Genomic DNA, 11,799 nt, shown 5'->3' on the forward strand with positions numbered 1-11,799 from the left:
ATGATGTCGAACTCTGGGAAACATCAACAGCACACCTCTGATAAGCCGTTTCTGATCTTAAAAGAGCATCAATACGCGTATACTGCCGTCTCTGAATTATTCCACGCAATCGAGTCCCCCGATCCGCAACTGGTCTATTTGTATGGCCCCTCAGGCTGTGGAAAAACCGCTCTGATTTCCGATTTACTCACGGATTTTGTTGAAATTCATGCCGAAGCGGCGTTGAAAATCGTCACTGCGAGTGAATTCGCTGCCAAATTCGCAGCCGCCTCGAATCGCAACCGCATTCCCGAATTCCAGCGAACCTTTCGAGAACTGGACCTGTTGATTCTGGAAGACATTCAAAGTCTGGAGAATCGGACCCAGACACAACGAGAATTATTATCGGTCCTGGACGAGATTCTCAAGTCGGAAGGCAGGGTCGTCATTTCTTCAACAAAACCACCCGGAGAACTGGCACGCTTCGATAAAAAACTGGTGAACCGATTTCATGGTGGGATCTGTGTCGCGATCAGCCCCTTGAAATATCAGAGCCGTCTTGAACTCTTGACCTTCTGGGCTAACCTCGAACAAATCCCGATCCAGAAAAAAGAACTCTCGCTAATTGCTCACAAAAAAGAACTTTCGCCACGCGAGTTATATGCGATGCTGATGCAACTGCAGACCGTCAGTCGGATCAATCAGCAACGGATTGATACTTCGTTTGTCAAACAGTACCTCGAAGGAAATATTGAAGGACCAAAAACCAGCGTCGCGAAAATAACGAAAGCCGTTTGTCGAGAGTTCAAAACCAGCCTGGCAGAGATCCGCTCTGCCAACCGTTCTCAGCAAATTGTGCTTCCCCGACAATGTGCCATGTTTCTTTCGCGCGAACTGACCGACGAATCTTTAGCGAAAATTGCAAATTATTTTAATCGCAAGAACCATAGCACGGTTATTCATGCTTGTCGTCATATTCAACACGGTCTCGAAAAATCACCCGGTTTACGCCAACAGATTTCTCGCATTAAGCAACAGCTTGGAGTATATCTCTTATAGCAGTCAGGAGAACGTGGCAGAGAAATCCAGTCAGGTGACATTTTCAGCTACGATTTATTCCAGTCCGCATGCCTCTTTTTGTGCATAATTTGTTTAATTCGAGATGAGGAATGTCAACTTCTCTCGCGTTTTTGAACAGCGCCGGCGCGCGCAATTCAGAGTGTCATTTCTATTCACCATCAACTACTCCCATCATCAATATTAAATTCACAGGTTATCGACAGCTAACTCTGCGGTCACCGATACCATAAACTATTAACCCAAAGCAGTTTACAACATATCCATCCAGGTAATCCACAATCAAAGTCTTCCCCTGATACTACTACTACTAAATTTAAATATTTAATAGAAAAATGACTTTGAAAATCAACCTTGATGTGCAGATTCAGAGCCTTCCAATCGTTGTGAAAACCGGTGAAACTCAATAAAATAAGATTACCAAAAAGGACGCACTTATTGACTGCCAGAAAGCCCATCATATCAGGAACAGGGCAGTCCCGATTTTCAACGAAATCTTAGAGAAATTGATTCAAACATGAAGCTCAGTTGTTCACGATCCACTCTGTTGTCCGGCTTCCAGATTATTGGCAGCGTTATCAGCTCTCGTACACCGAAAGAAGTCCTGAAGTGTGCCAAGCTCGAGGCGGCAGACGGCAAAGCAACTTTGAGTGGGACCGATCTCGAAGTCAGTATCCGCTACGATTTCGAAGAAGTCGAAGTGATGATTCCCGGTCAGATCCTGCTCTCCGTCCACGAGCTGGTTTCCATCTTGCGGGAAGCCAAGACCGATTCGATTGAGATCGAACTGAAAAAAGACGAAGAGTCTGAACAGGATTATATTCTGATCCAGGCAGGGAAAAGTGAGTTCCGCTTGTCTGTCCACGATCCTTCGGAATTTCCGGCAGTGGAAACGTTTAACGAATCAAACTACTTCGAAGTCCCGATCCAGTCGTTTCGTGAAATGATCCGTCGCACCGTTTTTGCGACCGATCCGGAAAGTACAAGGTACGCTCTGGGCGGGGTTCTGTTTGATGTAGAAGACGATAAACTGACTCTTGCAGCCACCGATGGTCGCCGACTGGCGATGGTAGAATCGGCCTGTTCTTACCAGGGAGAGGAAGCATACCAGAACAACCGTCCGGTGATTCCCGCGAAGGCCATGTCGTTGATTGAAAAGAGTCTGACGGGAGATGAAGGCAACATTCAGATCGCAATTCGTGCCAACGATGTCATCGTGAAAAGCGGTCGTTCGACAATCTTCGGCAGATTAGTCGAAGGGCGTTTCCCAAAATATCGGGATGTTATTCCCCCAGAGCCAACTCATAGTATCGATTTGGAAGTCGGGACTTTCTTCGCCGCAGTACGTCAGGCACAGATTGTGACCGATGTCGAAACACGGGGCGTCGATTTTATCTTTTCCAGCGGTTTGTTGACTTTGAAAAGTGTTGCAGCCTCGGTTGGTGAATCGAAAGTGGAAATTCCAATTCCCTTTGAAGGCGAAGATATCGTGATCACTTTCGATGTGCGATATCTGGCAGATTTCCTCAAAGCTCTGGATTCGGCAGCTCATATTCAGCTCCAGCTGATCGATTCCGACAGTGCCGCGGTTCTGAAAACCGATGACGGCTACACATACGTTATCATGCCTCTTTCGCAAGCACGGTAATTTATGTCACAAAAGTACGAATTCAAAACGAGCCGTGCGATACCTTCAGCCGTTCCCATTTCTCAAGCACTCTCAGAGCTGATTGCGTTAAAGGGACTGGGGCGGGTTCAGGGAGATCGACGCTTGTTAGACGCATGGAAACAGGCAGCAGGAGAGAAAATCGCCGGTCAGACGACGGTTCAGGGAATTAAAAATCGAATCGTGCAAATCGGGGTGGAAAACTCGGCACTGTTGAACGAACTGAATTCGTTTCATAAGGGTTCGCTACTTCAGAAATTACAAAAAGAGTATGGAAAACAGGATGTCCGCGATATTCGATTTCGGTTGAAGTCAAAGACAAAAAAGTAACTCCGGCAGTTCTGGTAATGGAATGTGAAATTACTGTTGGGAGTCAATCTAAGAGACAGAACAGCTTTCTATTTCTTAGAAGCAATCTATTAATTCACGGGAGTGATAAAGCGTGAGTGATCAAGAACAGAATCAGGCAGACCTTAAAAAAGCAGGCTATGATGAATCGAATATTCGAGCCCTGGAAGGCGTCGAAGGGATTCGTACACGCCCAGCCATGTATATTGGTGATACCACCTTGCGAGGTCTGCATCACCTCGTCTACGAAGTCGTCGATAACTCGATCGATGAGTGTGTGAATCAATATGCGTCCGTGATCAACGTCAAAATCAATGCCGACGGCAGCGTCACTTGCAGCGATGATGGTCGCGGGATTCCCGTTGGTGCGATGCCCGATATGAATAACCGGCCGGCACTGGAAGTTGTTTTGACCGAGATTCATGCCGGCGGAAAATTCGACCGGGAAGGGGGTTATAAAACGGGAACCGGTGGTTTGCACGGCGTCGGTATTACCGCCGTGAATGCACTCAGCGAATGGCTGGAAGCCGAAGTGCGCCGCGAGGGCCATGTCTGGACGATTAATTTTGCCCAGGGAGTCGTGAAAACGCCTCTTCAGAAACTGGGAAAAACTTCCAAGAGCGGAACCAAAATCACTTTTAAACCCGATGGTACCATTTTCCCCGATACCAAATTTATCTACGACACATTGACCAAACGACTTCAAGAACTCGCGTTTTTGAATGCCGGCGTGAAGATTCGTATCACCGATGAGCGGTCCGGTCAGTCGGATGAGTTCCACTATGAAGAAGGTCTGGTGGAATTTGTTCGCCATTTGAATCGGACCGAAAATGTGCTGTATGAGGAAATTATTCATATCGAGGGAGAGCAGGACGGCGTTCAAGTCGACATCGCCGTTCAACACAATGATGGTTCTCTGGAAAATGTCCGCTGCTTTGCGAACAACATTTTCAATATTGAAGGCGGGACTCATTTTTCCGGTTTCCGTGGCGCTCTTACGCGTACGATCAATGCCTACGGTAAGAAAGCCAATCTGTTTAAAGATTTCACTCCCAGTGGTGATGACTTTCGTGAAGGTTTGACGGCCGTCATCACAGTCCGCGTACCAGATCCTCAATTTGAAGGTCAGACCAAAACCAAGTTGGGGAACAGCGAAGTCGAAGGCATCGTCCAGACCGTTGTGAATGAAAAGCTGACCAAATTTTTCGAGGAAAATCCCGGTGTCGCCAAAAAGATCTCGCTCAAAGGTCTGTTAGCCGCAGAAGCCCGTGAAGCAGCCAAAAAAGCACGCGAGATGGTCCGCCGCAAAGGGGCACTCACAACTGGTGGCTTACCTGAAAAACTCCGCGATTGTCGCAGCCGTGAACTGGACATTACCGAGCTGTACCTGGTCGAAGGGGATTCTGCCGGCGGATCGGCAGACACAGGTCGCGATTCAAATATCCAGGCCATTTTGCCGCTCCGTGGTAAGATTCTGAATGTTGAAAAAGCACAGTTGGTGAAAATTCTGGACAACGCGGAAATTTCCAACATCTTCAAAGCAGTCGGCGTTCCTCCGGGAGCCGCTCTCGAAGATGTCACCAAACGCCGGTATGGAAAAATCATTCTGATGACCGATGCCGACGTCGATGGAAGCCACATTCGGACTTTGTTGTTAACTTTCTTCTTTCGGCACATGCGAGAACTGGTAAATCACGGTTGTGTGTATGTCGCTCAGCCTCCATTGTACCGGGTGACTCAAGGCAAAAAAGTTCGCTATGTTCAGACTCAGGAAGAGATGATGAACGAGCTGGTTGAACTCGCTCTGGGCGATTCCAATCTGCAGCACGAGGATGGAACCATTTTTGAAGCTGAAATGCTCGAAAAACTGGTGAACCTGGTTTCTGATTTAGAAGAACCATTGGGAACCCTGGATCGTCGCGGCATTGACCTCAAGTTCCTTGCACTAAATTTCGCTACAGAAGATGGGCTGCTTCCCCAATTTCGAATCTTCCTGGGTAAAGAACAGTACTGGTTTGAGACTCAGGAAGCGATGAGCCAATTCCTCAAAGAAGAGGAAGCGAAACGAGGCGAGGAACTTCAAATTGCCGATGAAAATGGTCAGCATGAAGCAGCCCAGGATTCCGAAGAAGACGAAGACGAGTTCGAAAAAGCAGGTGCCTTGCAGGTGACCGATCTCCATGAAATTCGCACCATCAATGAACTGCTGAAACAGTTACGCGGCTATGGAATCAAACTCAAAGACTTCTACTCTCCCGGCAACCGAAACGGTGAACCCATCTTTCCGTTCCAGATCAACAGTGGCAACAGCGTGGTCCGCTTGAGCAGTCTCAGACAATTGCTGCCTTCGCTTCGCGATATCGGCGAAAAGGGCCTCAAACTGACTCGCTTCAAAGGATTAGGTGAGATGAATTCCGAAGAACTCTGGGACACCAGTATGGATCCGGAGAATCGAGTTCTGCTGCAAGTCGGCATGCAAGACGCCGCCGCCGCCGATGAAATCTTCCGTGTTCTGATGGGGGATGTCGTCGAACCGCGTCGTGAATTCATCGAGAAACACGCCTTGGACGTCAAAAATCTGGACGTTTAATATAACCCGTATTTAAGCGAGATCCGTACCTTCCAGAGACGCAATAAAGGGAAGGTGACGGTACTCGTTGTTGAAGTCCAGGCCGTATCCGACAACAAAATGGTTCGGGATTTTGAAACAATGATAGTCCGGCCCAAAGTCGACTTCGGTTGCTTCTTCTTTCCAGAGTAATACGGCCGATTTCAATGATCGTGGTTGAAGCTCGTTGATTTGTGCCAGTACCGTCTGCATTGTTTTGCCGGTATCGAAAATATCATCAATCAATAAGACATCGCGATCGGCAATATCGGGCAGGTAATCCAGATTCACGCTCAGCGTTCCCGCGGTGGTCGTTTTTCCCCGGTAACTGGATGCCTGGAGCAGACCAACCTGATGCGGCACATCGATCGCGCGAATCAAATCTGCCAGCAGGACCAGGCTGCCAGCGAGAATCCCGATAATTGTCAGCGGCCGATCCTGATATTCATTGGCCAGTTCGCGGCCCAGAGAAATCACACGCGAGTTGATCTGTTGTTGATCAATCAGAACTTTCACAGAAGAAATCCTTTCTTTAAACGTCGTCGGCTGTTTGAGCGGCCGATTCGTTTTTCATAAATTCTCTGAGCAGCATTGTCGCATACACGCCAGAAGGCAAAGTGAAATGAAATAAAACCCCCTCACCCGTCTCTTCTATTCTAAGTTGATCGGGCCAGATAAGAAAAGGGCGTCGGGCACCTGGAGTCAGTTTTTTGAAGCGAGAAAAATGAGACATCTCCAGCTCAAATTCACTCAGAACATGCTGCTCCTGTTCCAGCACTGTATCCGTAGGCGACTTCATTTTCGGTCCAAAGATCGGTCCGGTGATGACCGTTTCTCGATTGTCAAACCGCTCTTGTTCGCGTGCTACATCTTCCACCACAAAAATGCCGCCTGTTTCACAGACCTGCATCACATCTCCCAGTTGAACGGTATGCAAGCTCTGATTCGAAACCCGTTCCGAGAGGACACGATTGAACAGACTCGATTGTGCCGCCGATAATGCCAGGCGTTTGAGCGATTTATTGCGGAAATACTTGCTCGGAACCCGCTCGTCTTTGAGCAGCTTCAGACCCATCACAAGCGTTTCATTATCCCGGCCCATCCGTTGTGTACCGTAATAATTGGGAAAACCTACCTGCTCAATTTTCTGCTGGATCGACGTTGCTTTCTGAAACGCATCCTCTGCCGAATCTCGGATCAAAATCGAAAATCGATTGCCTCTGAGATGTCCGGTTTTCAGTTTCCGTTCGTGCCGCGTGCTTTCCAGAATCTTGATGCCGTCGAAAGAAAAATCGGCTAACAAGGGTTCACAATCCGCTGGTACCGAAACGAACTGTCGTGTTACCGCCCGCCGATCCTTCAACCCGGCGACCCCGATATCACGGGGATTGAGTCGCAGCAGTTGAGACAGGATTTTAACCAGAAACTGCGCCGAGACATCCCGCTTCTCCACCCAGAGGAAAAGATGATCTCCTTCCCCCGAGGGAGCATACACGGGAATTTCTTCTACGACGAAATCTTCCATCGTCGTTTTTAAAACGCCGCCGATTCCCGGTAAATCTTCAGTCAGGTAAGGCAGAAATGATTGTTCGGGATCGGGCATCAGGTTCTATTTTCGGTTGGCAATGGCTAAAGAGATCAGCCGAATAAACCCTTCCCCCAGTTCCAGGTTCAGGCTGGCTTCATCGGCTGTGATTTTAGGGTAAAAGGTCATCAAGTCGCCACCCGAAGCAAATGCAACTTTAGCAGAATCCATAAATTCCTGGTTCTTCGCATTCTCTTTCGCCAGAGGAAGCAATGAACCCAGCTTCATAGAAACCAGAAATGAAGCACCTGCTTTGTTCTGGTTTCCATTACTTTTCCGAGCAGAAATTGTTTTTTTCAACAGTTCTAACGCTTCATCTTCTCCCATTGCCAGCCAGCACTCATTTGCATCACAACCGATGAAAATCATGGGATCTTCACCAAAGAATTCTTTAGTATTTTTCTTCAGATCGTCGGGAGCAATTTTATGGATTGTAACACCTTCCACTTCGGCAACGTGAGATTCGATTCCCTGAGTATTTTCCGCCTGCTTCATTAATTCAAACAAATCCTTCAGACCCTGTTGGAATTCTTCTCCTTCATTCAGTTTCAAAGCAGCAATCAATGTCGCTTTGCCTTTCGAAGTCTGCTGCATTTGAATATGACCATCCAACTTCCCGGCTTGGACAGTTGCTTTGGCCGACTCCAGCATTTTGGCGACGGGTCCCGGATTCGAATCGTCGCCCAACAGGATCGGCGGAACTTTTGCCTCTGATTGTTCAAGCAATTCAAGGAGTTTTTTCTGTTCGATGTCTTTTCGCAACGGAACCACCGTGTATCCCAGAAAATCAGCTGATTCAGCGTTGAGATAAGAATACTGGCTCGACTTTGATGAAAGCAGTTTTAATTCTTTCTCCAGTTCAGATCCTGGATTTGCTTTGACACCGAGGTTGAGCCGAATCTGTTTGTCTTTTTTCGAAAGCGCATAGCCAAACGTCAGGTTGTCGCCGTCTTTGGCGATGATTGCGAATTGTTTATTCACAAATAACAGCGTCTCTTTGCGGCTCATGTATTGAATGTCGTCTTCGCCCGGTTTGCGGGCCAGCTGTTCGTCCAGCTTCGCACTGGCCAGATCGACGGCCATCATTCGCATCGGTTCGGGAACATTCTTCAACAACAGAGATCCTGCGATATCGTATTTTTTCGCCAGAGCACTGGTGTAGTCGTCCGGGTTATAAAAATAGCGGTCCAGCGCTTCACTTGTAATTTGAAGGAATGCATAACCATGGGCCATCTTGATGTGTATCGAAAAACTGGGCAGTGCCAGCGTATACCGGTTCTCTTTTCCTTCCACGGGTGCTAACACAAAACCGACTTCGTCCAGTGTTTGTGTTAACGCATCCAGATCCTTCACAGGTACGAATCCCACCACCGTTGGCTGGGGAGAGATTCCCTCGTTCAAAAACACAAACACACCCAGCGGCTTCGTTTTATCCAGGCCTTCCAGATTCCGATATTGTGCCAGAAATCCCTTGATCATCGCCGGGTATTCGGGCTTCTGAACGGTCTCAAACAGGTAATCAATGTCTTCCAGAACCCGGTCAATGCCGGCGATCGCAGCCACCGCGATCGGCTGGTTCCAGTCCATTTTGTCCTTGCGTGGTTCCCGATTCGTATCGGACTGAGCAAAAGCAAGGACGCCCACAGCCAGAAAACAGACCGTGAACGTAAATCGTTTGATATAAGAACTTGGAGAGACACGATACACGGGAGATCCCCTTGAAAAGAAAGACGGTTGTCAGAAAATGTGAAGTCAAAATCTTCAAAGGCACTCTCTCCGTAGAGAAACTCCCTTCGGCTAAATAGTTTACCTGATCTCTCCTAATCCGGTTGCAAAAAATTATTAAAATCAGCATAAAAAAGCGACTTCTGTTTAGTATCCCCAGTGAAAAAACGCCCCTTGACAGCAACGCGGCACTGGCGATGATCCCTGGTTATGCGTCGCGCGCGGGTCAAACACTTTATGCACTGGTTATCAGCGCTCCTGTGAATCTGCTCCCCGTAAAAGTCGCTTGTTTCAGACCAATTTTTTTTCACATCACACGTCTGATTCATAATGAGCACCTCTTTTTTATGCGGGTCGACACACTTCGAACACAATAAACCGCATATCGACACACTCTCAACACACCAGGGACACAAATCAACCCCCATTCCGCACCGTTTGAAACAAATTCCACTCGACACATCCATACCTCTGTAGACAATCTGCTCTACAAAACAACAAAATATTCGACAACCAGAAATCCAAAAACACAACAATCCAGATAAACGATCCATGTCAGAACTTTCCTCAATCCATAACAAAAATGTGCGGTACGGCGTTAGCCGCGCAGCTGATCTAGTTGTTCGGAACTTACCAACTGTATTCCCTATTAGCCGAAGGGCGTTAGCCCCGGTTCCTCTGCCTTTATAAAAACAATTCGGTTTAAGAAACACGACCTGGCCGCTGTTTCTACCAGGCGCAACGTCCCGAAAAAAAGCAGACGCAGCAAATCACGTCCATGAGGATTCTACCCGATGTCACCCAAACCGCTGCAGATGAAAATCGGGCAGTGGTTACAGGCGATGAATGTTTGAAAAGACTTGGGTAAGCAAATTAATCTGGTCGATGAACAATCAGTTTCCCACGGCTTATGTGCTCCGATACGCGTTTTGTAGCCGACGAAAACGTGTGTTCTTTCAATCAATCCAAACACTAGCTAGAATGGAAGCTTTTTACCCCGATCGATGTACTTTCAAACCAGGGAACGTTGCAGTATTCGATCGATGTTTACACGCATAGTTTTCAAATCGTTCGGTGCAAAAACTTATGACTGATGTTTTCAATTCGGCAGCACTTTTGTTAACTCTTCTAAACCCATTTCTGGTGATTATTTACCTTGTTGATGTGGTTCGAAAGCTCAATCAGAAACAGTTTCGTCTTGTATTGATCAGGGCTGGTCTGATTACCTGCGTTATTTTCTGTAGCTTTGTGATTCTGGGAGACAAGATTTTTACAGGTGTAATGCAAGTCGAATTTGCATCATTCCAGATCTTCGGAGGCATTGTGTTTCTCCTGATTGGAATTCAGTTTGTATTTCAAGGCCCCGTTGTGATTGAAGCATTAAGAGGAGAATCCGAGAACCTTTCCGGTTCGATTGCTATGCCAGTGCTGATTGGACCGGGGACAATCAGTGCCTGTGTACTGATTGGTAAAAGACATGATCCTCTAGTAGCGTGCACGATTGTTGTGACGTCTGTTTTCATCTGTCTTGCGACAATCATATTGCTGAAATTGATCCACGATATGGTGAATCAAACTCGGGAAGCGTTAATTAACAGGTATATCGAGATTACGGGTCGCATAACAGCACTTTACGTCGGAACAGTTTCGATTGACATGATCATGCAGGGCCTCCGAACATGGGTCGATAAATTTTAAAATCTTAAACATCCTTTTGATGCAACCCAAACCGCCGCAGATGAAAATCCGATAGTGCTTGTAATAGCGGGTCGCTCGTATATTGAAACCAATGTTATTTGATTGCGACCCAGATTTCGAAACCACCGCGTCCTGTTTGTCCATCGAATTCGGGGCCATATTTTTCGAAAGCGGGCTTTTCTACTGGCTCGTATCCAGACTTGGATAACGCCTCAGACCAAATGGCTGAGATGACTGATCGAATCTCGGAAATATGTCCCCCATGATGGAAGACGGCATACTTCTGAAGCGGTAAGTCGAACCGGACCAGTCCCAGTGGTATCTCTGCACTTTTGCTGACAGGCACTCCGGCCATGTAGTAGAATTCTCCTTTTTCTTCATCGAAGTTGAAGCAGATACCATAAGCGTTTTGATCAATGAGGAGGGGCATGTGCTGAAGCAATGCCGAAAACCGTTGCCACTGGTTTGGGATTCCTGCCGGCGATTTACTTTGATAGCGTTCGACCAGACCTGCAAAACTCATTTCAGGTAATGTCTCTACGCGCGGCGGGTCCAGTTTCGGAAGTTGTGTTGAGGTCATGGTAATGGGCTCCATTAACGGAAGTAGGGAGAGGTCAGCCAGAGTGCGTACACTCTCAGGTGTGACTCCAAATTCTTTTTTGAAGGCACGAGAGAATGCTTCATGAGATCCGTATCCGTAATCAAGGGCGAGGGAAAGAATGTCGGATGCACCCTCAGACAGTTGTTTTGCTGCTTCTGACAGGCGACGCAGTCGCACATATCGCATTAAGGAAGTACCAAAGACTTCTGCAAACGTTCGCGTCAGGTGGTAGGGAGAGACACAGCTAGCACGAGCCACCTGCTCAAGGCTGATTCCCTTGCGAGAATGATTTTCCACATACCAGAGCGCTTTTTGCACAGGATTCATCACAGTCTTCCATCATCTCAAGTCCAACAAATCTGTTGTGATGCTACTCGAATTGCGAAACAGCCGCTTGATCGTTCTTGCGGTCTTCGCAGAAATGCATGCAGTGAGAAGGTTCGCAGCTCGGTTCAAAATGGAGAGCAATCTCTGAATCCCTCCCGCGTGCATCACAACGGGTACAGAAACGA

The 11,799-nt window shown here is 47.5% G+C and carries 9 protein-coding genes; 5 read left to right on the forward strand and 4 right to left on the reverse strand.

Annotated elements, in window-relative coordinates; genetic code table 11:
• The 4 genes from Pan241w_RS00005 to Pan241w_RS00020 all read left to right on the forward strand — a co-directional run bounded on the left by Pan241w_RS00005 (window position 1) and on the right by Pan241w_RS00020 (window position 5,660).
• Window positions 1-1,038 carry a DnaA ATPase domain-containing protein gene (locus Pan241w_RS00005; protein ID WP_145223098.1) on the forward strand — a complete coding sequence of 346 codons (1,038 nt, stop codon included), beginning with the start codon at window positions 1-3 and terminating at the stop codon, window positions 1,036-1,038.
• Between the two features lie 535 nt (window positions 1,039-1,573).
• Entirely contained in the window at window positions 1,574-2,704 is a 1,131-nt protein-coding gene (dnaN, locus tag Pan241w_RS00010) for a DNA polymerase III subunit beta (RefSeq protein ID WP_145209078.1), read from the forward strand.
• Window positions 2,705-2,707: 3 nt separating this feature from the next.
• Complete coding sequence (locus Pan241w_RS00015) at window positions 2,708-3,052, forward strand: DUF721 domain-containing protein (protein WP_145209082.1); 345 nt, start codon at window positions 2,708-2,710, stop codon at window positions 3,050-3,052.
• 112 nt (window positions 3,053-3,164) lie between these two features.
• Complete coding sequence (locus Pan241w_RS00020) at window positions 3,165-5,660, forward strand: DNA gyrase subunit B (RefSeq protein WP_145209085.1); 2,496 nt, start codon at window positions 3,165-3,167, stop codon at window positions 5,658-5,660.
• A gap of 12 nt (window positions 5,661-5,672) precedes the next feature.
• Here Pan241w_RS00020 and hpt read toward each other — a convergent pair whose 3' ends face one another.
• Genes hpt through Pan241w_RS00035 form a run of 3 tightly spaced genes read right to left on the reverse strand, consistent with a single transcriptional unit; the run spans window position 5,673 to window position 8,970 of the window.
• Window positions 5,673-6,194 (reverse strand): hypoxanthine phosphoribosyltransferase, encoded by a 522-nt coding sequence (gene hpt, locus Pan241w_RS00025; RefSeq protein ID WP_145209088.1) that lies wholly within the window; start codon window positions 6,192-6,194, stop codon window positions 5,673-5,675.
• A gap of 16 nt (window positions 6,195-6,210) precedes the next feature.
• Window positions 6,211-7,281, reverse strand: coding sequence for a tRNA pseudouridine(13) synthase TruD (truD, locus tag Pan241w_RS00030; protein ID WP_145209091.1), 1,071 nt, complete (start codon window positions 7,279-7,281; stop codon window positions 6,211-6,213).
• Window positions 7,282-7,287: 6 nt separating this feature from the next.
• On the reverse strand, window positions 7,288-8,970 hold the full coding sequence (locus Pan241w_RS00035; protein WP_145209094.1) for a hypothetical protein: 1,683 nt from the start codon (window positions 8,968-8,970) through the stop codon (window positions 7,288-7,290).
• Between the two features lie 1,104 nt (window positions 8,971-10,074).
• Here Pan241w_RS00035 and Pan241w_RS00040 point away from each other — a divergent pair.
• Window positions 10,075-10,686: a MarC family protein gene (locus tag Pan241w_RS00040; protein ID WP_145209097.1), complete on the forward strand. Its 612-nt coding sequence runs from the start codon at window positions 10,075-10,077 to the stop codon at window positions 10,684-10,686.
• A 94-nt stretch (window positions 10,687-10,780) separates the two neighbouring features.
• On the opposite strand, the gene Pan241w_RS00045 is transcribed toward Pan241w_RS00040, so the two are convergent.
• A complete protein-coding gene (locus Pan241w_RS00045) occupies window positions 10,781-11,614 on the reverse strand; it encodes an AraC family transcriptional regulator (protein ID WP_145209101.1) in 834 nt (277 codons plus the stop codon).
• Window positions 11,615-11,799: the final 185 nt, after the last annotated feature.

This window comes from Gimesia alba, from assembly GCF_007744675.1.
GTDB lineage: Bacteria > Planctomycetota > Planctomycetia > Planctomycetales > Planctomycetaceae > Gimesia > Gimesia alba.

Bases quoted from the DNA above. Each gene is read 5' to 3' on its own strand.
- Pan241w_RS00005 (WP_145223098.1), top strand. From the start codon at position 1: ATGATGTCGAACTCTGGGAAACATCAACAGCACACCTCTGATAAGCCG.
- dnaN (WP_145209078.1), top strand. From the start codon at position 1,574: ATGAAGCTCAGTTGTTCACGATCCACTCTGTTGTCCGGCTTCCAGATT.
- Pan241w_RS00015 (WP_145209082.1), top strand. From the start codon at position 2,708: ATGTCACAAAAGTACGAATTCAAAACGAGCCGTGCGATACCTTCAGCC.
- truD (WP_145209091.1), bottom strand. From the start codon at position 7,281: ATGCCCGATCCCGAACAATCATTTCTGCCTTACCTGACTGAAGATTTA.
- Pan241w_RS00040 (WP_145209097.1), top strand. From the start codon at position 10,075: ATGACTGATGTTTTCAATTCGGCAGCACTTTTGTTAACTCTTCTAAAC.
- Pan241w_RS00045 (WP_145209101.1), bottom strand. From the start codon at position 11,614: ATGAATCCTGTGCAAAAAGCGCTCTGGTATGTGGAAAATCATTCTCGC.